20 protein-coding genes are annotated in these 23,026 nt (G+C 73.3%); 13 read left to right on the forward strand and 7 right to left on the reverse strand.

From position 1 onward, the window contains the following. Positions 1–76 precede the first annotated feature (76 nt). Together ITJ55_RS08820 and ITJ55_RS08825 are read right to left on the reverse strand one after the other, a co-directional pair. Complete coding sequence (locus ITJ55_RS08820) at positions 77–1,057, reverse strand: NAD-dependent epimerase/dehydratase family protein (RefSeq protein WP_194595046.1); 981 nt, start codon at positions 1,055–1,057, stop codon at positions 77–79. Between the two features lie 129 nt (positions 1,058–1,186). Continuing rightward, positions 1,187–2,089, reverse strand: coding sequence for a copper homeostasis protein CutC (locus ITJ55_RS08825; protein ID WP_194595047.1), 903 nt, complete (start codon positions 2,087–2,089; stop codon positions 1,187–1,189). 69 nt (positions 2,090–2,158) lie between these two features. Between ITJ55_RS08825 and ITJ55_RS08830 the strand changes: the two genes are divergently transcribed. Then, positions 2,159–3,922 (forward strand): AMP-binding protein, encoded by a 1,764-nt coding sequence (locus tag ITJ55_RS08830; protein WP_194595048.1) that lies wholly within the window; start codon positions 2,159–2,161, stop codon positions 3,920–3,922. A 127-nt stretch (positions 3,923–4,049) separates the two neighbouring features. Here the strand turns inward: ITJ55_RS08830 and ITJ55_RS08835 are convergent, their stop codons facing one another. The 4 genes from ITJ55_RS08835 to ITJ55_RS08850 all read right to left on the reverse strand — a co-directional run bounded on the left by ITJ55_RS08835 (position 4,050) and on the right by ITJ55_RS08850 (position 7,389). Continuing rightward, complete coding sequence (locus tag ITJ55_RS08835; protein ID WP_228498092.1) at positions 4,050–5,513, reverse strand: N-acetylglucosamine-6-phosphate deacetylase; 1,464 nt, start codon at positions 5,511–5,513, stop codon at positions 4,050–4,052. Then, the gene (locus ITJ55_RS08840; protein ID WP_370544091.1) at positions 5,510–5,905 is read right to left on the reverse strand and encodes a YrdB family protein; all 396 of its coding nucleotides are present in this window, start codon (positions 5,903–5,905) and stop codon (positions 5,510–5,512) included. Before ITJ55_RS08840 ends, ITJ55_RS08835 begins: the two co-directional genes overlap by 4 nt. Before the next feature lie 103 nt (positions 5,906–6,008). Beyond that, positions 6,009–6,839, reverse strand: coding sequence for a formyltetrahydrofolate deformylase (gene purU / locus ITJ55_RS08845; RefSeq protein ID WP_228498275.1), 831 nt, complete (start codon positions 6,837–6,839; stop codon positions 6,009–6,011). Positions 6,840–6,972: 133 nt separating this feature from the next. After that, positions 6,973–7,389, reverse strand: coding sequence for a DUF1304 domain-containing protein (locus tag ITJ55_RS08850; protein WP_194595050.1), 417 nt, complete (start codon positions 7,387–7,389; stop codon positions 6,973–6,975). A 120-nt stretch (positions 7,390–7,509) separates the two neighbouring features. On the opposite strand from ITJ55_RS08850, the gene ITJ55_RS08855 reads away from it, so the two are divergent. The 12 genes from ITJ55_RS08855 to ITJ55_RS08910 all read left to right on the forward strand — a co-directional run bounded on the left by ITJ55_RS08855 (position 7,510) and on the right by ITJ55_RS08910 (position 21,888). After that, positions 7,510–8,583: a LacI family DNA-binding transcriptional regulator gene (locus tag ITJ55_RS08855; protein WP_194595051.1), complete on the forward strand. Its 1,074-nt coding sequence runs from the start codon at positions 7,510–7,512 to the stop codon at positions 8,581–8,583. Between the two features lie 197 nt (positions 8,584–8,780). Continuing rightward, on the forward strand, positions 8,781–9,977 hold the full coding sequence (locus ITJ55_RS08860) for a hypothetical protein (RefSeq protein WP_194595052.1): 1,197 nt from the start codon (positions 8,781–8,783) through the stop codon (positions 9,975–9,977). Positions 9,978–10,014: 37 nt separating this feature from the next. After that, positions 10,015–11,316 (forward strand): sugar ABC transporter substrate-binding protein, encoded by a 1,302-nt coding sequence (locus tag ITJ55_RS08865; RefSeq protein WP_370544092.1) that lies wholly within the window; start codon positions 10,015–10,017, stop codon positions 11,314–11,316. 11 nt (positions 11,317–11,327) lie between these two features. Continuing rightward, positions 11,328–12,341, forward strand: coding sequence for a carbohydrate ABC transporter permease (locus ITJ55_RS08870; protein ID WP_370544150.1), 1,014 nt, complete (start codon positions 11,328–11,330; stop codon positions 12,339–12,341). Then, positions 12,338–13,249: a carbohydrate ABC transporter permease gene (locus tag ITJ55_RS08875; protein WP_194595053.1), complete on the forward strand. Its 912-nt coding sequence runs from the start codon at positions 12,338–12,340 to the stop codon at positions 13,247–13,249. The genes ITJ55_RS08870 and ITJ55_RS08875 overlap by 4 nt, the downstream gene beginning before the upstream one ends. Before the next feature lie 99 nt (positions 13,250–13,348). Beyond that, on the forward strand, positions 13,349–14,404 hold the full coding sequence (locus tag ITJ55_RS08880) for a glycosidase (protein WP_194595054.1): 1,056 nt from the start codon (positions 13,349–13,351) through the stop codon (positions 14,402–14,404). An 82-nt stretch (positions 14,405–14,486) separates the two neighbouring features. Further along, the gene (locus ITJ55_RS08885) at positions 14,487–16,700 is read left to right on the forward strand and encodes a hypothetical protein (RefSeq protein WP_194595055.1); all 2,214 of its coding nucleotides are present in this window, start codon (positions 14,487–14,489) and stop codon (positions 16,698–16,700) included. A gap of 114 nt (positions 16,701–16,814) precedes the next feature. Beyond that, positions 16,815–17,351 (forward strand): XRE family transcriptional regulator, encoded by a 537-nt coding sequence (locus tag ITJ55_RS08890; RefSeq protein ID WP_194595056.1) that lies wholly within the window; start codon positions 16,815–16,817, stop codon positions 17,349–17,351. Between the two features lie 139 nt (positions 17,352–17,490). Continuing rightward, positions 17,491–17,742, forward strand: a complete 252-nt coding sequence (locus tag ITJ55_RS08895) for a hypothetical protein (protein ID WP_194595664.1) — start codon at positions 17,491–17,493, stop codon at positions 17,740–17,742. A 266-nt stretch (positions 17,743–18,008) separates the two neighbouring features. Next, positions 18,009–18,629: a 2Fe-2S iron-sulfur cluster-binding protein gene (locus tag ITJ55_RS08900; RefSeq protein WP_194595057.1), complete on the forward strand. Its 621-nt coding sequence runs from the start codon at positions 18,009–18,011 to the stop codon at positions 18,627–18,629. After that, complete coding sequence (locus ITJ55_RS08905) at positions 18,626–19,759, forward strand: xanthine dehydrogenase family protein subunit M (RefSeq protein WP_194595058.1); 1,134 nt, start codon at positions 18,626–18,628, stop codon at positions 19,757–19,759. The genes ITJ55_RS08900 and ITJ55_RS08905 overlap by 4 nt, the downstream gene beginning before the upstream one ends. Continuing rightward, positions 19,756–21,888, forward strand: a complete 2,133-nt coding sequence (locus tag ITJ55_RS08910; RefSeq protein ID WP_194595059.1) for a xanthine dehydrogenase family protein molybdopterin-binding subunit — start codon at positions 19,756–19,758, stop codon at positions 21,886–21,888. Before ITJ55_RS08905 ends, ITJ55_RS08910 begins: the two co-directional genes overlap by 4 nt. Positions 21,889–21,950: 62 nt before the next feature. On the opposite strand, the gene ITJ55_RS08915 is transcribed toward ITJ55_RS08910, so the two are convergent. Further along, a complete protein-coding gene (locus tag ITJ55_RS08915; RefSeq protein WP_194595060.1) occupies positions 21,951–22,925 on the reverse strand; it encodes an XdhC family protein in 975 nt (324 codons plus the stop codon). Between the last annotated feature and the right edge of the window lie 101 nt (positions 22,926–23,026).

A 23,026-nucleotide genomic window follows, 5' to 3' on the forward strand; every position in this document is an offset into this window, starting at 1 on the left:
GTCGTCGAACCACGCCCGTGGGTGGTTCGACGACGCGACGGTGGTGCGACCTCGACCCGGAGCCCCTGCCGCCCGACTACAGCGCGACGAGCCGCTCGTGGGCGTCGTCGACCCAGGGGTCGACCGTGCGGCGCGAGGCGTCGGCGTCGTGCCAGGCGACGATCTGGCGGGCTCCCTCGGCGAACGGCACCCGCGCCTCCCAGCCGGGCACCAACGCGCGGATCTTCGACGTGTCGAACACGGCCGGGTGGCTGCGGTCGCCGCAGAGGTCGGCCGTCCACTCGGGCACCTCGTCGGTCAGCACCTGCGTCGTGCGGTGGACGACGTGCAACGACGCACCCGCCGCGTCGGCCAGGTCGCGGGCGATCATGTTCCAGGTGAGCAGCTCGGGCGACATGATGTGGAACGCCTCGCCGAGGGCGCCGGGGTGGCCGAGCAGGCCGACGAACGCCCGGGCGAAGTCGGCCGAGTGGGTCAGCGCCCAGAGCGACGTGCCGTCACCGTGCAGCACGACCGGGTCGCCGCGGCGCATGCGCTCGACCGTGGTCCAGCCGCCGAGCAGCGGCACGTGCGTCTCGTCGTAGGTGTGCGACGGCCGCACGACGGTCGCCTGCACCCGCCCGGCGAGGTGCTCGTCACGCAACAGGCGCTCGCAGGCGATCTTGTCGCGCGAGTACGACCACCACGGGTTGAACAACGGGGTCGCCTCGGTGATCGGCAGCGTCACCGGGGGCTTCTGGTACGCCGACGCCGATCCGATGAACACGTACTGATCGGTCAGCGGGGCGACGACTCGCAGCATCGACGCGAGCTGGTCGGGCGTGAAGGTCAGGAAGTCGGCCACGGAGTCGAAGCGACGCCCTCGCAGGGCGGCGGCCAGCGCCTCCTCGTCGCGGACGTCGGCGACGAGCTGCTCGACGCCCGCGGGCACCGGCCTGATCGTCGTGCTGCCGCGGTTCAGCACGGTCACGGCGACGCCGTCGCGCAGGGCCTGTCGCACGACCGAGGCGCTGATCTGCCCGGTGCCGCCGATCACGAGGAGGGACGTCGATGTCATCGCTCCACTGTGCACCCCCGCGACCCGGGGTGGTCGGCTCGCCGGCTCCACTGTGCCGGGTCGGGGGCGCCGGGTCAGGCCTGGTCAGGTCCGGTCAGGCCTGGTCCGGTCAGGCCCGGTCAGGTCCGGTCAGGCCTGGTCGAGGGCGTGGCGCGCGGCGCGGACCAGCTCGGGGTCGGTCTCGAACCACGAGTCGGTCGACGCCTCGGTGCCGAGCGACACCACCGACGCCGACCGGGACGAGGAGGCGCGCACGGCCTGCGCCCGCTTCGCCGACAGGTGCACGGCGTCGACGCCCGCGGCCACGAGTGCCGGGACGTCGCCGAGCTGCACCCCGCCCCCGGCCATCACCTGCACGTCGCCGGCGGCCTCGACCATGCGCGGCAGCACCCCCGTGGCGAGCCCCGCCCCGACCGTGGACGCCCCGCCCGACGTCAGCACGCGCGTGACGCCGATCCCCGCGAGTGCCGCCACCGCCGCGACCGGGTCGGCCGCCCGATCCACGGCCCGGTGCACGGTGATCTGCAACGGGCGCGGCTCGAGCGGTGAGACCCCAGGAACCGGCCGAGACCCTCGGGCGCGAGCGGGGGTCTCGGCGGGTTGCTGGGGTGTCGTGCCCGGCTGCTGTGCCGCGGCGTCGAGGGCGGCCTCGACGAACCAGCGGACGGCGTCGACGTCGAGCGAGCGGTCCTCGCGCAGCGCGCCGACGACGACACCGGCCACGCCCGACCGCACGAGCGCCCTGATCTCGCGCACCATCACGTCGAGCTCGTCGGCGTCGTAGGCGAAACCGCCGGGTCGACACCGGACCAGCGCGTGCACCGGCACGCCCGTCGCGACCGTCGCCTCGACGAGCCCCTGCGACGGGGTGACGCCGCCGAGCTCGAGGGCGCTGCAGAGTTCGACGCGGTCGGCGCCGCCGTCGCGCGCCGTGACGGCCCCGGCGGCGCTCGTCACCGCGATCTCGAGGGCCGGCCGCGAACGGGCGGACGGGACGGCGGATGAGGAGGCGCGGGTCGCGTCGGTCGTCATGCCACGACCCTAGGCGAGCGGCCACCGCCCATGCCGGGCCCGGCATGGGCGGGGGTGCATGATGGCGGGATGTCCGACGCACCCCGCCCGCCCGAGGCGCCCCGCTCGCCTGCCGCCGACGCCCCGGCCACCGCCGCCTACCGGGCGGCCCGCGACCACCTGCTCGGGCTCGGCCACGACCTCGACCGGGCGAGCGACGAGTTCCGCTGGCCGGACGTCGGCGACCACTTCAACTGGGCGACCGACTGGTTCGACGTCGTCGCCGACGGCAGCGACCGCACCGCGCTCTGGATCGTCGAAGAGGACGGCTCCGAGCAGAAGGTGTCGTTCGACGCCATGCGCCGCCGCAGCGACCAGGTCGCCGCGTGGCTGCACGACCTCGGCGTCGCGAAGGGCGACCACGTCATGCTCATGCTCGGCAACCAGGTCGAGCTGTGGGAGGCCATGCTCGCCGTCATGAAGGTCGGCGCCGTCACCCTGCCGACGTCGACCGTGCTGGGCAGCGCCGACCTCGCCGACCGAGTGGACCGCGGGCTGGTGCGCCACGTGATCGCCAACGCGGGCGACGCCGCCGCGTTCGCCGGGGTCGAGGGGATCGAGGCCGTCACGCGCATCGCCGTCGTGCCCGAGGGCGACGCGACCCCCGAGGGCTGGACGTCGTTCGGGGACTCGCACCGCGCCTCCCGGGTTCGCCCCGACGTCGTGACCGCGACGGGGGACCCCTGCCTCGTCTACTTCACGTCGGGCACCACGAGCAAGCCGAAGATGGTGGTGCACTCGCACGCGTCGTACCCGGTGGGCCACCTGACGACGACGTACTGGCTCGGCGTGCAGCCGGGCGACGTGCACATGACGATCTCGTCGCCGGGCTGGGGCAAGCACGCCTGGAGCTGCTTCTTCGCCCCGTGGACCGCCGAGGCCACCGTCTTCGTCTACAACTACGGCCGGTTCCGCCCCGCCGAGCTGCGCGACCAGCTCGAACGGGCCGGGGTCACGTCGTTCTGCGCGCCTCCGACGGTCTGGCGCATGCTGATCCAGTCGTCGTTGGGGTCGCGGCCGGGTGCGCTGCGCGAGGCGCTGTCGGCGGGGGAGCCGCTCAACCCCGAGGTGATCGGCCGGGTGCAGCAGGGCTGGGGGCTCGACATCCGCGACGGCTACGGGCAGACCGAGACGACCGCCATCGTCGCCAACGCCCCCGGCGGCACGATCAAGGCCGGGTCGATGGGACGCGCCCTGCCCGGCGTCGACGTCGTGCTCGTCGACCCCGTCACCGGCGTCGTCGGCGACGAGGGCGAGGTCTGCCTCGACCTGACGACGCGACCGGTCAACCTGATGACGGGCTACCTCGGCGACGCGGACCGGACCGAGTCGTCGATGCGCGACGGGTTGTTCCACACCGGAGACGTCGCCGTGCGCGACGCCGACGGCATGATCACCTTCGTCGGCCGCACCGACGACGTGTTCAAGTCGTCGGACTACAAGATCTCGCCGTTCGAGGTCGAGAGCATGCTGATCGAGCACCCCGCGGTGGCCGAGTCGGCCGTCGTGCCGGCCCCCGACGAGACCCGGCTCAACGTCGTCAAGGCCTACGTGACCTTGGCCGACGGGTGGGCCCCGGACGCCGAGACCGCCCGCGCCGTGCTCGCGCACGCCCGGGTGTCGCTGCCCGCGTGGGAACGCGTGCGGCGCGTCGAGTTCGCCGAGCTGCCGAAGACGATCTCGGGCAAGATCCGCCGCGTCGAGCTGCGCGACCGCGAGGAGGCGCTGGCCCGGTCGGGCGAGCGGGCCGCGGCCGAGTGGCGCGAAGGGGACTTCCCCGACCTGAAGGGGTAGGGGCGCTCGACGAGCCCTGCGCCGCACGGCTCCGTCTCACGGCACCGCGTTTCGTGCACGGCACCGCGACTAGTCACGGTGTCGTGCACGAAACGCGGTGCAGTGTCGGGCGGGGCGGTGCCGTGGATCAGCCGACGGGTAGTTCGCGGCCGGCGGCCCAGACCCGGGCTACCGTCCAGTCGTCGCGCCACGCCACGGCGTCGGCGGCGTGCCCGGGGGCCAGCCGGCCGAGCGCCGGGTGCGCCTCGGTGCCTTGAGCCGGACGCGTAGCGGCGCCCTGTGCCGGGCGCGCGGCGGCGGCGGACAGCACCATGGGCGCGGCGGCGGCGGCGGACTGTGCCGGACCTGCGGCGGCGGACTGCGACGGGTGCGCGGCGGCGGCGTGCGCCGTGGGCGTGACGGCGGCCGACGCCGCACCCGTGCTCAGGCGCGTGCCCGCCCGTCGGCCCCCGGCGTCGAGCCCGAGCACGTGGGCCGGCACGAGCGTCAGCGCGGCGACCGCGTCGACGGGTGAGAGCCCGGCCGCCGTGATCGCGAGGCGCAGGGCGGCGTCCTGCGTGAGCGTCGAGCCGGCGATCGTCGAGCTGCCCGTGAGCGTGGCGACGCCGCGGTCGACGGTGACCGCGAGCTCGCCGATGCGGTAGTCGCCGTCGGCGGCCCCGGCCGCGGCCATGGCGTCGGTGACGAGGGCGACGCGCCGCGGGGCCGACCGCAGCACGAGCTCGGCCACGGCCGGGTGCACGTGCACCCCGTCGAGGATCAGTTCGATCGTCACCCGCTCGTCGCCGACCGCCGCGACCAGCGGCCCCGGGTCGCGGTGGTGGATGCCGGCCATCGCGTTGAAGGCGTGCGTCACGAGCGAGGCGCCGCGGTCGAAGGCCGCGCGCGCCAGGTCGAAGTCGGCGTCGGTGTGGCCGACGGCGGCGACGACGCCCGAGCTGACGAGTCGGTCGATCGCGTCGAGCCCGCCGGGCAGCTCGGGGGCGATGGTGACCTGCCGCACGACGCCGTCGCCCGCCTCGAGCAGGGCCTCGACGGTGGCCGCGTCGGGTTCTAGCAAGAAGTGCGGCGCGTGGGCGCCCCGCCGGTCGGGCGCCAGGAAGGGCCCCTCGAGGTGCGCCCCCAGCACGAGCGGATCGCGCCGCATCAGGTCGCCGATCAGCCCGAGCGACCTGGCCAGCACCGGCACCGGGTTCGCGACGAGGCTGACCAGCGACCGGGTCGTGCCGTGTCGTCGGTGCAGGGCGAGGCCGGCGTCGAGGTCGTCGGGCCCGCCGTCGAAGGCGTGGCCGCCGCCGCCGTGCGTGTGCAGGTCGATCAGCCCCGGGGTGAGCGTGGCGCCCGCGAGATCGACCGTGACGTCCGCCGGGGGCGGCACCGCGCCTCCTGCGGTCGGTGCGTCGGGTGCACCCGCCGTCGCCGAGGAGGCGCGGGTCGCGTCGACCCCGCCCGTCACCTCGGCCGCCCCGCGCGACCCCGGCACCGTGGCACCGGTGGCGACGATGACGTCGCCGTCGACGAGCATCCAGAAACCGGCGACCTCGCCGTCGGCGTCGACCTTGCGGGCGTCCGTGAACAGGGTGGTGGTCATCGGCGGGCTCCCCGGCGGTTCTCGCGACGGAAGGCCAGGACGCCCGTGACGCCGGCCAGGACGGCGAACGCCACGGCGACGACCGGGTAGCCGAGCATGGCCCAGGCTGCGACCACGGCGCCCATGATCGCGATCTCGACCAGGGCCTTGCCGACGGCGTCGGTCGGGATCGGTGCGCGCGGTGAGCGGAAGAGGCCCCACACGACGATCGCGAACAGGGGCGCCCCGATCATGAACGCCAGCGACGGGAACGGGAACGGCCAGGCGAGGTAGCCCCAGAACCCGAGGCTGAGGAAGGCGAGGATCAGCGTGACGAAGCGCACCACGTCGAGGGCGCCGACCGGGCCGCCGCGGGCCGGGGCGGGAGGGGGCACGGAGTCGGTCGGAGTCACCCGCCCAGCGTACGGCCGGGGTGTGCCGTGCGGCCTGCGTCCGATCCGGTACGTACCGGATCGGGCTGCCGAGGGCCGAGTGGGCCGAGTGGGCCGAGCGGGCCTAGCGGAAGACGATCGTGCGGGCGCCGTCGAGCAGCACGCGGTCCTCGGCGAACCAGCGGACGGCCTGGGTCAGGGTGCGGCTCTCTTCGTCCTGGCCGATGGCCATCAGCTCGGGAGCGCTGCGGGTGTGGTCGACCCGGACGACGTTCTGCTCGATGATCGGCCCCTCGTCGAGGTCGCTCGTGACGAAGTGCGCCGTCGCGCCGATCAGCTTCACGCCGCGCGCGTGCGCCTGTCGGTAGGGGTTCGCCCCCTTGAACCCGGGCAGGAACGAGTGGTGGATGTTGATCGCGCGCCCCTCGAGCGCCGCGCACAGCTCGGGGCTGAGGATCTGCATGTACCGCGCCAGCACGACGAGTTCGACGTCGTAGCGGTCGACGACCTGCAGCACGCGCGCCTCGAACGCCGCCTTCGACGCGGGGTCGGTGACGGGGTGGTGCTCGAAGCGCTTGCCGTAGAACTCGGCCAGCCCCGACAGGTCGTCGTGGTTGGCCAGGATCAGCGGCACCTCGATCGGCAGCTGCCCGGCGCGCTGGCGGAACAGCAGGTCGTTGACGCAGTGCGCGGCCTTGCTCGCGAGCACGAGCGTGCGTGTCGGGCGGCCGACCACGTCGAGCCGGTGCGTCATGCCGTAGTGCGCGACCACCGGGGCGAGGGCGCCCTCGAACGCGTCGCGCTCGCCGGGAGCCTCGACCTGCAGCCGCATGAAGAAGGTGCCCGTGTCGTGGCTCGAGAACTGGGCCGACTCGGTGATGTTGCCGCCGGCCTGCACGACGGCCCCGCTGATCGCGTGGACGATGCCGGGTCGGTCCTGGCAGACGAGCGTCAGCGTCCAGTGCGTCGTCGGGGCGGCAGGAGCGGCATCGGCAGCGGCGTCGTCAGGAGCGGAGGAGGCGCGGGTGGCGTCGGTCGGGTCGGTCACGAGCCCAGGGTAGTGCGGCGGGCGGGGCCGGACGGGCAGGTCAGTACGACGAGATCAGCAGCGTGACGAGGGCGACGAGCGGCAGGGCTCCCTGCGTGATCGCCGCACGTGCCTTGGTGCGGTCCGACAGCAGCAGCACGAGGGCCGCGGCCAGCATCGACCCCGTGCCGACGACGACGAGCGCGTTGCCCGACGGGGACGCCTCGAAGGCGCTGCCCGCGCCTCCTGCCCCTCCGGCCGTGATCAGGGCGACGCCGACGATCGTGACGATCGCGAGGAAGAGGTTGTAGAAGCCCTGGTTGAAGGCGAGGCCCTTGGTGTGCTCGGCCTGGGCGTCGCTCGTGACGCCGAAGGTGGCGCGGACGCGTGGGGTCGTCCAGAGCAGCGACTCCATGACGAAGACGTAGACGTGCAGCAGGGCGGCGAGCGTGGCCGCGACGAGCGAGACGATGAGCATGCCCCGACCCTAGGGGCCGGTCGTCCGCCCGGCGGTGGCCGCGACGGCGGGTCAGTAGCATCGTGGGGGCGCGGCGGGCGCACGCCGGCGACGGCGAGGGCGACAACGAGGAGGCGCGGCGTGGCAGAGCGGGTCACCATCGTCGAGGTCGCGGCCCGGGCGGGCGTCGCGATCAGCTCGGTCAGCAGTGCCCTCAACGGTCGCCCCGGCGTCTCGGAGCAGACCCGCGCACGCATCCGGCAGGCCGCCGACGACCTCGGCTTCGTGCCGAGCGTCCGGGGGCGCAGCCTCAGCGCCAAGCGGGCCTTCACGGTCGGGCTCGTCGTCCACCGCGACCCGTTCGTGCTCGAGTCCGACCCGTTCTTCGGTGCCTTCATCGGCGGCCTCGAGTCGGTGCTCGACCCTCGCGGCTACGCGCTGATCCTGCAGATGGGGTCGGCGGCCGACGAACCGCTCGACCGCTACCGGCGGCTCGCGGCGGGGCGTCGGGTCGACGGCGTCTTCTTGAACGAGCTGACCGTGGACGACCCCCGCGTCGACCTCGTCCGCGAGCTCGACCTGCCCGCCGTCGGGGTCAACCCGGCAGGCGGCTTCCCGTTGCCCGCCGTGCGGCAGGACGACTCGGCGGGCATCGGCGAGCTCGTCGAGCACCTCGTGTCGCTCGGGCACCGACGGTTCGCGCACGTCGCCGGGCCCGACCGCTTCGTCCACTCGCGGCGTCGCGGTGCGGCCTGGCACGACGCCCTCGTGGCCGCCGGGCGCGACCCCGGGGTCGTCGTCGAGGCCGACTTCACGTACGACGGGGGAGCCCGCGCCGCGTCGCAGCTGTTCGGCCCGGGGGCGCCGGGCGTGCCGGGTGCCGCGGGTGCGTCGGGGACGCCGGGCGGGCCGGGCGACGATCGGCCGACCGCCGTGTTCTGTGCCAACGACCTGGCCGCCATCGGGTTCATGACCGAGGTGGACCGGCTCGGCCTGCAAGTCCCGGGCGACGTCAGCGTGGCGGGCTTCGACGGCATCGAGCTCGGGTCGTACGTGCGCCCCGGGCTGACCACGTTGACGACGGCTCCGCGACTGATCGGGGCCGAGGCGGCGCGCCTCCTGCTCTCGGCCGTCGAGGGCGAGACCGTCACGGACGCCGAGATCGGGCCCGCGCGGCTGCTCGTCCGCGCGTCGACGGGCCCCGCCGCCTGCTGACCCGGGCCGGACGCGGCGGATCGCACCGCCGACTGAACGTCGCACCGTGACAGTGCGCGGTGCGACGTTCAGTCGGCGGTGCGACAGAGGGGTGAGGCCAAGGGCTTCCGGTCGGGCCGTCACCGTGCTAGCTTCTCGATCTACCGAAACGTTTCGGTAGACGAGCGAGACCGCACACGACGACGTGGGAGCCCCCGATGACGACGACCGATGCTGAGACCGTCGTCGATGCGGCCCGCACCGCCTCGACTCCGTACCTCGTCCCGCTGACGCGCGAGCGCCTCCGGACGGTGCTCGACGAGGCCCTGGTGCACCGGAACGAGCTGACCGGCGCCCTCTCGCAACTGACCTTCTCGAGCCCGGCCGCCTACGCGCCGGCCGCACCCGACTGGGCCGTCGGCCCCTTCACCGCCGACCCGGCCCTCACCTTCACCCTCGAGACCCAGTGGCCCGACCCGGACGGCCTCGGCTGGACGAGCGACTCGCTCTACAACCCCAGCGTCATCGAGCACGACGGCACCCTGCACCTCTTCTACCGGGCCTCGCCCCGCAAAGAGAGCCTCGGCAGCCGCATCGGCCACGCCACCCTCGCCCTGACGCCCGACGGCGTGCCCGCCCCCGGTGCCGTCTGGGTCGACGACCCGGCGAACCCGGTCGTCCGCCCGACGCTCGACGACGAGCTGCTCGGCACCGAGGACCCCAAGGTCTACCGGGCCGAGGGCCGCTTCTGGCTCTTCTACAACGGCGTCTTCCCGATCACCGAGGAGGCGCGGGTCGCGCACCCGAGCCCCGGCTACCCCGTCGAGGCGGTCGGCATCGACATCCTGGTCGCCGTCAGCGACGACCTGGTCACCTGGCAGAAGCTCGGGCCGATCGCCGACCACGAGCAGACGAGGCTCTGGGCGAAGGGCGCCGTCATCCCGCGCGACGAGCACGGCGACGCCGTCCGGCTCGGCGGCACCGGCACGGCCGACGACCCCGGCGAGTACCTCATGTTCGTCAGCGAGGGCTTCGACGGCGTGCTGCACGTCGGCCGCTCGGACGACCTGCGCCACTGGACCTTCGAGCCCGCGCCCTACCTCGACCTGTCCGGCGTCGGCGGGCACCTGCACGAGGTCGCCGCGGCGATCGTGACGGGCGACGGTCGGCTCGTGCTCGACGTGTTCCACGACGTCGACGGGGTCTTCGCGGCGAGCCAGGCGCTCTACGACGTCGAGAGGCCCCTCGACCAGCTCTCCCTGACGCCGGGCGGCTCGCTCAGCTGGGGCGGCCTGCAGAAGGTCGGCGGCCGCTGGACCTTCGCCCAGGGCTGGGACGCCCCCGCCGGCCACCGCGACCTGTACTTCTACCGCACCTCACCCGAGACCACCACGCCACCCGAGACCACCCCCTAGCCCCACCGCAGCCCCACCCTCACCCAAGGAGAACACCGTGCAACGACGCACACGCTTCACCCGCCGCGCCACCCTCGGCGCCACCGTCCTGGTCGCCGCCCTCGGCCTGACCGCCTGCTCGGGCGGAGGCGGCGCCTCGAGCGACGCCCTCACCGCCAAGGGCCCCATCACCATCTGGTACTCGAACAACGAACAAGAGGTCACCTGGGGCAAGGCCATGGTCGAGGCCTGGAACGCCGACCACCCCGACGAGCAGGTCAAGGGGCAGGAGATCCCGGCCGGCAAGTCGAGCGAAGAGGTGATCGGCGCGGCCATCACGGCCGGCAACGCCCCCTGCCTCGTCTACAACACGGCGCCGAGCGCGGTCGGGCAGTTCCAGAAGCAGGGCGGCCTCGTCGACCTGTCGAGCTTCCCCGACGGTGCGAGCTACATCGAGGAGCGCAGCGGCGACCTCGCGAAGCAGTACCAGGATGCCGACGGCAAGTACTACCAGCTGCCCTGGAAGTCCAACCCGGTGATGATCTTCTACAACAAGGACCTCTTCACGAAGGCCGGCCTCGACGCCGAGAACCCCGACCTGTCGACCTACGACGACTTCCTCGCGACGTCGAAGACCCTGGTCGACGCGGGCGTCTCGAAGTACGCCATCCACCCGGCCCCGACGAGCGAGTTCTTCCAGTCGCAGTTCGACTTCATGCCGCTCTACGCGGCCGAGACCGGCGGCACCGGCCTCGTCGAGGACGGCAAGGCGACCTTCGCCGACACCGAGGGCGAGGACGTCGCGACCTTCTGGCGTTCGCTCTACGAGCAGGGCCTGGCCGGCCAGGAGCAGTACACGGGCGACTCGTTCGCCGACGGTGAGGCCGCGATGTCGATCGTCGGGCCGTGGGCCGTGTCCGTCTACAAGGACGTCAACTGGGGTGCCGTGCCCGTCCCGACCAAGGACGGCACGAGCGCCGACGAGACCTACACGTTCAGCGACGCGAAGAACGTCGGCATGTACACCGCCTGCGAGAACCAGGGCACGGCGTGGGACTTCCTGAAGTTCTCGACCAGCAGCGACGAGGACCGCGCCCTGCTCGAGACCACGGGTCAGATGCCGATCCGCACCGACCTGGCCTCGACCTACTCCGACTACTTCGATGCGAACCCCTCGTACGCGCTCTTCGGCGACCAGGCCGCCCGCACCGTCGAGGTGCCGGCCGGCCCGAACACCGTCGCCGAGCTGCAGGCCTTCCGCGACGCGTGGTCGAACAGCGTGATCTTCGGCAAGGGTGACGTCGACTCGTCGCTGAAGGACGCCGCGGACAAGATCGACGAGCTCGCGGCGCAGGGCTGATCGTGTCCACCGTGCACGAGGCGGCGGCAGCGTCGCCGACCGCCGGCCGGACCGAGGAGGCGCACCGCGCCTCCTCGGGGGGCCCCGGCTCGGGGCACCGGGCGGGCCGTCGCCGAGGTGACGACCCGCGCGGTCGTCGCCGGGGCGGCCTGCTGGGCAAGAACCCGCTCGGCCTGCTGTTCAGCGCGCCGTACCTGGTGTTCGTGCTGGCGGTGTTCGCGTACCCGCTGGTGTACGCGGTCTACATCGCGTTCCACGACTACTTCTTCACGGCGCCCGGAGCGGTCGTCGCCCGCCCCTTCGTCGGCCTCGACAACTTCGTCACGGCGTTCACCGACCCGGCGGTCATCCGCTCGTTCGGCAACGTCGGCGTCTTCCTGGTGATCAACGTCCCGTTGACCGTCGTGCTGAGCATGGTGCTCGCCACGGCGCTCGACCGGGTCGTGCACTTCAGGGGGTTCCTGCGCGTGGCGTTCTACGTGCCGTACCTCACGGCGAGCGTCGCCGTGGTGGCCGTCTGGCTGTTCCTCTTCAACGGCGACGGCCTCGTCAACCAGGTGCTCGGGCCGCTGGCCCCCACGCCGTCGTGGTTGATCAACTCGGCGTGGGCGATGCCCTCGATCGCGTTGTTCGTCACGTGGAAGCAGCTCGGGTTCTACATCCTGCTGTACCTCGCGGCGCTGCAGAACGTTCCGAAGGAGCTCTACGAGGCGGCGTCGAGCGACGGTGCCGGCGCGGTCCGGTCGTTCTTCACCGTCACGGTGCCGGGCGTCCGTCCGGCCACCGTGCTGGTGCTGCTCGTCTCGACCGTCACGGGGGCGAACCTCTTCACCGAGCCGTACCTGCTGACCGGGGGAGGCGGGCCGAACGGCGCGTCGACCTCGCCCGTGCTGCTGATGTACCAGAAGGGCATCGAGCAGGGGAACCCCGACCAGGCGGCCGCCATCGGCGTCGTGCTCGTGATCCTCGTGCTGGTCATCGCCCTGCTGCAGAACCGGTTCGCCGGCGGAAAGGACGAACGATGACGATCGCCGACGAACGCGCCTCGACCCCCGAGGCGAGCCCCGCCCGCACCCCGCGGGTGGTCAAGAAGCCGCCGCTGACCCGGGCACAGACGACGCTGCGCGGCGTCGTGCTCGCGATCGGCGCCCTGGCGTTCCTGTTCCCGTTCTACTACATGGTGATCGGGTCGTTGCAGACGAAGCCCGACCCGACCGTGGCAGGTGCGTTCCCGCACCCGTCGAACCTGACGGTCGAGAACTACGCCGCGATCGACAGCCGCATCGGGCTGCTGACGGGCCTGGCCAACTCGGGCATCTTCACGGTCGGCGTGCTCGCCTGCACCCTGGTGTTCGGCGTGCTGGTCGGCTACGCGCTGGCCGTGCTGCAGTGGCGCGGCCGCGGGGTCACCTTCGCCCTGGCGCTGCTCGTGCAGGTGGTGCCGTTCCAGCTGCTGATCATCCCGCTGTACGTGCTCATCGCGCGCAACTACGGGTTGAGCGACAACTACCTCGGCATGATCCTGCCGTTCGCCATCAACTCGACGGCGGTGATCATCTTCCGCCAGTACTTCCTGCAGCTGCCCAAGGAGCTCTTCGAGGCCGCCCGCATCGACGGCACCGGCGAGTTCCGGCTGCTCTGGAACATCGCGCTGCCGCTGGTGCGACCGGCGCTCGTCACGGCCCTGCTGTTGACCTTCATCGGCCCCTGGAACGAGTTCCTCTGGCCGTTCCTGATCACGAAGGAGGCCTCGATGCAGCCGCTTGCTGTCTCGCTCGCGAACTACATCAGCAACGTGGCGGCGACCGCGGCGAACCCGTTCGGCGCGACCCTCGCCGGCGCCGTCGTGCTGGCCGCCCCGGTGGTGCTGCTGTTCATCGTGTTCCAGCGCTACTTCATCTCGACCGACGTCGGCTCGAGCGTCAAGGGCTGACCGCCCTCGCACGCTCTCGTCCCGTCCCCGTCGAGGAGGCGCGGTGCCGGCCCACCCGCCGCGCGCCTCCTCGGCTCCCTCCTCTCGAAAGGCCCCCAGATGGCTGACTTCCCGTACCGACTGACCCGCCTGGGCGTCGTGATGACCCCCGACCCCGACTCGCCCGACGAGGCCGAGGGCGTGCTCAACCCCGGCTCGGGGCGCGGGCCCGACGGCGAGCTGTACCTGCTGCCGCGACTCGTCGCCTCGGGCAACGTGTCGCGCGTCGGCCTGGCCCGGGTCGTCGTCGAGGACGGCGTGCCCGTGGGCGTGGCCCGCGAGGGGGTCGTCCTCGCACCCGACCGCGGGTGGGAGCGGGGCGCGACGCACTCCGGCGTCGAGGACCCGCGCGTCACGTGGATCGACGAGCTCGGCCTGCACGTCATGACCTACGTCGCCTACGGACCGCTGGGGCCGCGCACCGCGGTGGCCGTCAGCGACGACCTGCGCGACTGGCGCCGACTCGGCCCGGCCACGTTCGAGTACGTCGACGAGCTCGACACCGACCTCGGGCTGTTCCACAACAAGGACACCGTGTTCTTCCCCGAAGCCGTCACGGCGCCGGACGGCGTGCGGAGCTTCGCCGTGCTGCACCGGCCCATGTGGCACATCGGGGCGACGGTGCCGGGCGAGGGCAGCCCGCTGCCGGCCGGCGTCACCGACGGGCGACACTCGATCTGGATCAGCTACGTGCCGGTCGACGCGGTCGCCACCGACCCGCGGGCGTTGGCCCGTTGGGGGCAGCACCGCTTCGTCGCCGGCCCAGCCTTCGCCTTCGAAGAGCTCAAGATCGGCGGCGGCCCGCCCCCGCTCCGCGTGCCCGAGGGCTGGCTGCTGCTGCACCACGGCGTCACCGGCGTGATCGACGACGCCTTCGCCCAGCAGCAGAACGTGAACTACGCCGCGGGCGGCATGATCCTCGACGCCGACGACCCCTCGCGCGTGGTCGCCCGGTCGGAGGTGCCGCTGCTCGAGGCCGAGACCGCCGACGAGCGCGACGGCATCGTGCCGAACGTGGTGTTCCCGACGGCGATCGAACGGGTCGACGACGTGCCCTACGTCTTCTACGGCATGGCCGACTCGAAGATCGGCGTCGCCCGCCTCGACCGCGCCTGACGCTCGTGCGCCCGCGCCCGCGCCCGCGCCCGCGACCCGCTCGTCACCACAGAGAACACCGACAAGAAGGAGGCGGTCGACGATGATCGCACGCAACTCACGATGGACGGGTGCGGCACTGGCCGCGGCCCTGGCGACCGTGCTGGGGGTGACGGGGGCGCTGCCGGCTGCCGCCGCGCCTCCTGGTCCGGGGGCCGCCCCGACGGCGGCGCCGAGCGCGCCGGCCGCGCCGAGCGGCGCACCGAGCGCGCCGGCCTCACCGAGCACGCCGACGCCGACCGTCGCACCGCTGACGAACCTGGCGCACCTGGACTTCTTGCTCGACCAGACGACGCCGGCCCCCGAGGCCGGGCACTCGACCTACCGGCAGGACGCCGAGCCGACGCTCACCCTGCCCTGGACCTACGCCGACGCCCGCGACGGCGGCACCTTCGCCCGGGTGGGCGGCGGTCCGCTCGACCCCGCGACCGGCTACTGGGGGCAGGGCGCCTACAACAGCGACGACGTGTCGCGGGCGGCCGTCGTGTACCTGCGTGACTGGAAGCAGACCGGCTCGGAGGCGAGCCGCGACAAGGCGTACGAACTGCTGCGCGCGACCGCGTACTTCCAGACCACGACCGGCGACGCCGCCGGCAACGTCGTGCTCTGGATGCAGCCCGACGGCACGTTCAACCGCAGCCCGGTGCCCGTCGAACTGCCCGACCCGTCCGACAGCGGCAACAGCTACTGGCTGGCGCGCAGCATCTGGGCCTTCGGCGAGGGCTACGCCGCCTTCGCGCAGAGCGACCCCGGGTTCGCGGCGTTCCTGCAGCAGCGCCTGCAGCTCGGCGTGACGGCCCTGAATCGTGACACGTTGTCGCACTACGGGCAGTACGACGTCGCCGACGGGGTGAAGGTGCCCGCCTGGTTGATCGTCGACGGGGCCGACGCCTCGTCCGAGGCCGTCCTCGGGCTGACCGCCTACTCGGCCGTCGCGCCGGGTGACGCGGCCGCCCGCACCGCGCTGACGCAGCTCGCCGAGGGCGTAGCGGCGATGTCGTCGGGCGACGGGCAGACCTGGCCGTACGGAGCCGTGCTGCCCTGGGCGAAGTCCCGCTCGATGTGGCACGCCTGGTCGTCGCAGATGCCCGTCGCCCTGGCCCGGGCCTCGACCCTGCTCGGTCGGCCCGACCTGCTGAAGCCGGCCGTGCTCGACCAGACCTCGTTCACCACGACCCTGCTCACCGCGAGCGGGCCCGACAACGCCTGGTACCCGACGCCCGTCGACCAGACCCAGATCGCCTACGGGGCCGACTCGAGGCTGCAGTCGGCGCTCGCGGTGGCGTCGGCGTCGGGCTCGGGCTCGGCTCTGGGCTCCGGCCCGGGTGCGGGTCCCGTGTCGGGACCGGGTGCCAAGGGCCCCGGCGCGAAGGGTTCGACGGCCCCGGGGCTGAGGCGCATCGCGGCGGTGGCCGCGAGCTGGTACTTCGGCACGAACCGTTCGGGCACCCCGGTGTACGACCGCGCGACGGGTGTCACGTACGACGGCGTCCAGGCCGACGGCACGGTCAACCGCAACAGCGGTGCCGAGAGCACGATCCACGGCCTGCTGTCGATGATCGCGCTCGACGGAGCCCCCGACGTCTCGGCCGAGGCGCAGGGCCTCACGAGCGTGACCTCCCGCGACGGCCTGACGGTGGTCGAGGCCGAGACGGCGTCGGCCACGACGGGCACGGTCGTCACGCCCGACTCGGCCTGGACGGGCGAGTCGCAGTACGGCGGCGGTGCGGCCCTCCGGCTCGAGCCCGGGCAGAGCGCGACCATCACGGTGCCCGCGGGCTCCGGGCTGCGTCACGTCGAGCCCGTGCTGCTGGCCGCCGAGGGCGTCCGGTCGACGTCGGTCTGGAAGGCGGGTCGCGTGCCGCTGGGGACGCTGACGACGCAGGCCGGCGCCCAGGGCGTGACCGCCGCCTCCGGGGCCCTGCTGCCCCAGACGCTGCCGGTGCCGATCGGTGCCGGGGCGACGACGATCACGGTGACCGCCGGGCGGAACGCGACCGTCGTCGACGGCCTGATCGTGCGCCCGCTCGTGCAGCGGCTGGTGCTCGCCGGCACCGCGGCCGACGGTCGGGCGACGACGACCGAACTGCTGTCGTCGACCTCGCGCCTGCCGCTGCCGACCTCGGTCGGCGTGCGGGGCAGCCGGTCGTCGCTGTCGTCGTACGACACGCAGGGCCGCCTCGTGCAGCAGCGTGACGTCCAGGGCCGCAGCGTCGTGCTCGTGAGCCCCGGCGGCTTCGCCGTCCTCACCCGGTAGCCCGGCCGCCCCAGAGACCCCAGGAAACCGCTCAGACCCCACGCCGCGCGCAAGGGTCTCGGCGACTTCCTGGGGGCTCGCCGCGCAGCATGCACGCTCGTATATAGTTCGGTCATGATTGCTACAGACGTCGGTTCGCGTCTGCGCGAGGCGCGGGTCGCCGCGCGGCTCACGCAGGGCGAGGTGGGGCGCAGGGCAGGGCTGCCGCAGAGCGCCGTCTCGCGGTACGAGAGCGGCTCGAAGACCCCGTCGTTGCCCGTGCTCGAGCGTCTCTTCGAGGCGACGGGCCTTCACCTGACGCTCACGCTCACGCTCACGCCGTCGCGTCCCCGCGCGTCAGCGTCCGGGGTCCCGTTCGTCGGGCCCGTGGGGCGCACCGTGCAACCACGCCGTGCCGAACTGCGATCGTTCTTCGCGCACGAGGGGTTCGGTTCTCCCCAGGTCTTCGGCAGCGTCAGCCGAGGTGACGACCGTGCCGACAGCGACCTCGACGTCGTCGTCGACCTGCCCGACGGTCTCGGGTTGTTCGGGCTGGCCGCGGCCGCCCGTCGGGCGAGCGACATCGCCGGCGTCCCGGTCGACGTCGTGCCCCGCGACGGCCTGACCCCCGAGGTCGCCGAGGCGGTCTCGCGCGACGGGGTCGCCCTGTGAGCCGCCACGATCGGGCACGGCTGGACGACATCGCGGCGGCCCTGGCCGCCGTCGAAGCTCATCGGCGACGAGGCGACCTCGCCGACGGGCTCGTCTTCGACGCGCCGGGACCGCAGGAGGCGCGGGTACGGTCGAGCGCATGAGCGACGACACGCAGGCCCACGGTCCCGACGGCGACGGCGACGGCCGCGACACCAGCCCCGGGCACGTGGTCGACCACGACCCGACGGGCATGACCGACGACGAGAAGCGGCACGACCAGCTCACCCGTGCCCCGAAGTCGGACGAGTCGGACGCCGCCCCGCGCATCACGACCGAGGACCGCGGCGACGGCGTCACCCGCATCGACGTCGCCGACACCGCGAAGGTCCGCCCGGGCAAGGCCGACTGAGGCGGGGTGCCGGTCGGCGGGCCGTCCGGCGCTGCCGCCCCGCGCCTCCTCGGCACCTCTCGCCCAGGCCGATCCGGTACGTACCGGATCACGCCCAGCGGGGTGCCTTCCGCCAGGCCGATCCGGTACGTACCGGATCAGGCTCAGCGCGTGCACACCACCCCGCGTCGGAGCCCACCGTCGGCGGGTCGCACGCCCCGGCGGACGCACTTCGCAAACGGGACAGCACGCGTGCGCCCACCCGGCCCCGGGCATACCGTGCACGCATGGTGTCCCAGGTCAGCGCAGAAACCAGTCCACCGATCACGTCGACGAGCACGGGCCCGGGGGCGAACCCGCCCGGCGTCCCGACCACGTCGATCACGCTCGACGTCAACGGCAGCCCGCACCCGCTCGTCGTCGACAACCGCACGTCGCTGCTCGACGCCCTGCGCGAGCGACTCGACCTGACCGGCTCCAAGAAGGGCTGCGACCACGGCCAGTGCGGAGCCTGCACGGTGCTGGTCGACGGGCGGCGCACCAACAGCTGCCTCGTCCTCGCCGTCAGCGCCGAGGGCAGCGACGTCACGACGGTCGAGGGCCTGGCGGACGGCGGCGCGCTCCACCCCGTGCAGCAGGCGTTCCTCGACCGGGACGCCTACCAGTGCGGCTACTGCACGCCGGGCCAGATCTGCTCGACGGTCGGCATGCTCGAGGAGGCGCGGGCCGGCATGCCCAGCCACGTCACCACCGACATCACCAACGGTGAGATCGACCTCGACGACGAGGAGGTCCGCGAACGCCTGAGCGGCAACCTCTGTCGCTGCGGCGCCTACCTGAACATCGTCCCCGCCGTGCACGACGCGGCCTGCGCGCACGACGCCGCCACCGAGGGAGCCACCCGATGAAGACCTTCGAGTACGAGCGCGCGACCGACGTCGCCTCCGCCGTCGCCACCCTCGACCGCACCCCGAACGCCAAGCCCCTGGGCGGCGGCACGAACCTGGTCGACCTGATGAAGCTCGGCGTCGAGCGGCCCGACCTGCTGGTCGACGTGAGCCGCCTCGACTTCGGCGGGGTCGACGAGCTGCCCGACGGCGGCCTCCGCATCGGGGCGGGCGTCCGCAACAGCGACCTCGCCGCGCATCCGCTCGTCCGCACCCGCTACCCGGCCCTGACGCGCGCCCTCGTCAGCGCGGCCTCGGGTCAGCTGCGCAACCAGGCGACGACCGGTGGCAACTTGCTGCAGCGCACCCGCTGCACCTACTTCATGGACACCACGAAGCCCTGCAACAAGCGCGAACCCGGCACGGGCTGCGGCGCGATCGCGGGGCTGTCGCGAGAGCTCGGCATCCTCGGCGTCAACGACCTCTGCATCGCCACGCACCCGGGCGACATGGCGGTCGCCCTGGCCGCCCTCGACGCCGTGGTCGTGTTCGAGACGGTCGACGGCGAGCAGCGCCTGCCGATCGACGGGTTCTTCCGTGAGCCGGGCGACGACCCGAGCCGCGACACGAACCTGCCGTCCGGGGCCCTGATCACCGCGGTCGAGTTGCCCGCGCTGCCGGTCGCCACGAACTCGACCTACCGCAAGGCGCGCGACCGCCGGTCGTACGCCTTCGCCCTCGGCTCGGTCGCCGCCGCCCTCTCGGTCGACGAGGCCGGAGTCGTGACCGACGTCCGCATCGCCCTGGGAGCCGCGTCGCCCGTGCCGTGGCGTGCCCGCAAGGCCGAGGAGGCGCTGGTCGGCTCGCCGGCGACGCCCGCCTCGTTCGCGGCCGCCGCGCAGCTCGAGCTGGCCGCCGCGACGACGACCGAGCAGAACGCGTTCAAGGTCGCGCTGTTGACCCGGCTCGTCGTGGGAGTGCTGAGCGAGCTCGCCGGCCTCGACCACGAGGCCGACGACACGGCCGAGGGCGTCGACCCCTCGCCGTTCCGCCCGACGGGAGCCAACGGGGCGCACCGGCACGTCGCCGCCGACGTCGAACCGGCGAGCGGCACCGCCGACGCCACCGACACCGAGGGGAACCCCGCATGACCACCATCGACGTCGTCACCCCCGTCGACACCAGCGTCCCCACCGGTCTCGGCGCCCCCGTCGCCCGGCTCGAGGGTCGCGACAAGGTCACCGGTGCCGCCCGCTACAGCTACGAGCACACGCCGGAGGGCGTGCTCTACGGCTGGATCGTCCAGTCGTCGGTGACGACCGGCACGATCACCGGTTCGAACCGCGACGAGGTGCTGGCGATGCCCGGCGTCCGGGACGTCATCACGCACGAGCAGGCCCCGCACCTCGAGGACGCCGAGGACGGCGAGCTGCTCGTGCTGCAGTCGGCCGACGTCGCGTACCGCGGTCAGCCCGTCGCGCTCGTCGTCGCCGACACGTTCGACACGGCGCGCGAGGCGGCCTCGGCCCTGGCCTTCGACTACGACGAGGGCCGGGGGGACGTCGTGCTGAGCACGGACCACCCGTCGCTCTACGCTCCCGAGACCGTCAACGCGGGCTTCGAGACCGACACCTCGCAGGGCGACGTCGACGCGGCGATGGCCGACTCGGCCGTCACGATCGACGAGACCTACGAGACCGCGGCCCTGTTCAACAGCCCGATGGAGCCGCACGCCACGGTCGCCACCTGGGCCGACGGCGAGCTCGACGTGCTCGACTCGAACCAGGGCACCAGCGGCGTCGCGACGACGCTCGCCACGCTGTTCTCGCTCGACCCGTCGGCCGTGCGCGTGCGGGCCGAGCACGTCGGCGGCGGCTTCGGTTCGAAGGGCTCGGCCCGTCCGGTCGTCGTGCTCGCCTCGATCGGGGCGATGCTCACGGGCCGCCCGGTCAAGGTGGCCTACACGCGACAGATGATGTTCGCCATCGCGGGCTACCGCACGCCGACGATCTCGCGCGTGCGACTGGCCGCCGACTCCGAGGGGCACCTCTCGGCCCTGTCGCACGAGGCGTACTCGCACTCGTCCACGCTGCAGGAGTTCACCGAGCAGACCGCCGAGCCGACCCGCCACCTGTGGGCCGCGCCGAGCCGCCTCATGACGCACCGCCTGGCCCGACTCGACGTGCCGACGCCGCGTTGGATGCGCGCGCCCGGCGAGGCCCCCGGCATCTACGCCGTCGAGTCCGCGATGGACGAGCTGGCGTCGAAGCTCGACGTCGACCCGGTCGAGCTGCGCGTCCGCAACGAGCCCGAGGTCGACCCGCACACCGGCCAGCCGTTCAGCAGCCGGCACCTGGTCGACTGCCTGCGGCGCGGGGCCGAACTGTTCGGCTGGGCCGGCCGCGACCCCCGCCAGGGCGTCCGCCGGGTCGGACGCTGGCTGGTCGGCACGGGCGTCGCCGCCGCGACGTATCCCGCGAGCGTCATGCCCGCGGGTGCCCGCGTCACCGCACTGCCGGGCGGACGGTTCGAGGTGGGCGTCAACGCGACCGACATCGGCCAGGGTGCCCGCACCGTCATGGCGCAGATCGCCGCGTCCGAGCTGGGCGTGCCGCTCGACCTGGTCGACCTGCACATCGCCGACAGCCGGCTGCCGACCGCAGGCGTGGCCGGCGGGTCGTCGGGCACGGCGTCGTGGGGTTGGGCGGTGACCAAGGCGAGCAGGCAGGTGACCGAGCTGCTCGCGCAGGGCCAGCCCGTGCCTCCCGAAGGTCTCGAGGTCGTCGTCGACATCGCCGAGGACATCGCGGCCATGAGCGACCACTCGCGCTTCGCGTACGGCGCTCAGTTCGTCGAGGCGCGCGTCGACCTCGACTCGGGCGAGGTCGTCGTGCCGCGCATGGTCGGCGTCTTCGCGGCCGGTCGCATCATGAACGCGCGCACCGCCCGGTCGCAGTTCGTCGGCGGCATGACGATGGGCCTGTCGATGGCGTTGCACGAGCACGGCATGCTCGACCCGACCCAGGGCGACTACGGCAACCACGACTTCGCGACCTACCACGTGGCGTCCAACGCCGACGTGGGGTCGATCGAGGTCGAGTGGCTCGACGAGCAGGACCCTCACCTCGCCCCGATGGGCGGCAAGGGCATCGGCGAGATCGGCAACGTCGGGGCCGCCGCGGCCGTGGCGAACGCCGTGGCCCACGCGACCGGCATCCGGGTGCGCGACCTGCCGATCCAGCCCGACAAGCTGCTCGCCGGGCTGCCGACGCGGTACTGACCGGCCCCCGGGGCAGGAGGCGCGGTGTCGGCGGGCACCGCGCCTCCTGACCGTGGGCGGCGTCAGCGGATCAGGTGGATGCTGCCGTCGCGGTCGCGCAGCGGGGCCCGCGAGGCGCCCGAGCGCACGGCGAGCACCTCGGCCAGGATCGACACGGCGGTCTCTTCGGGCGTGCTCGCGCCGAGGTCGAGCCCGATGGGCGAGTGCAGGTGGGCGAGCGCGTCGTCGTCGACCGACCGCTCGCGCAGGGCGGTCATCCGCCGGTCGTGGGTGACGCGTGAGCCCATCGCTCCGACGTACGCGGCCGGTGAGGCCAGCGCAGCGGCGACCAGGTCGGCGTCGAAGCGTTCGTCGTGCGAGAGCACGGCGATGACGGTGCGCTCGTCGACCTCGGTGCGGGCGAGGTAGTTCGGCGGCCACTCGACGACGACCTCGTCGGCCGAGGGGAACCGCTCGGGGGTCATGAAGACGGGTCGCGGGTCGCACACGGTGACGCGGTAGCCCAGCACGGCGCCGGCGTTGCAGAGGGCGACGGCGAACTCGACGGCTCCGAAGACGAGGAGGCGCGGCGGAGGCACCGAGCGCTCGCTGAAGACCCGCAGGCCGTCGCAGTCGTCGACGGTCGGCACGACCTCTCCGGCCCGGACCGGGCCGAGCACCACGTGGGCGGTGGCCGCGCGTCCGGCGGCGGCGTCGCGCAGAGCGGCGATCGTCACGGCGTCGTCGGGAGTGACGAGCCGGGCGAGCACCTCGATGCGTCCGCCGCAGCTGAGGCCGACCTCGAACGCCGTCTCGTCGCTGAACCCGAAGGTCTCGAGCTGGGCCACGCCGTCGTCGAGCACCTGCGTGCAGCTCTCGTACACCGCTCCCTCGACGCAGCCACCCGAGATGCTGCCGATCACGGTGCCGTCGGTCGTCACGGCCATCGAGGTGCCGACCGTGCGCGGAGCGCTGCCCACCACCGACACGGCCGTCGCGACGGCGAGGCGCTCGCCGGCGTCGAGTCGGGCCAGCAGGCGGTCGGCGATCTCGAACACGGGGCTCCTCAGGTCGGCGTCGGGCGGCACCAGACCTCGATGCTGCCACGGCGGCGGCCCCGGGGCACGGGGCGCCGCCGCGCGTTCGTCACGCGTTCGTC

Source organism: Frigoribacterium sp. VKM Ac-1396 (assembly GCF_015350895.1).
Lineage (GTDB): Bacteria > Actinomycetota > Actinomycetes > Actinomycetales > Microbacteriaceae > Frigoribacterium.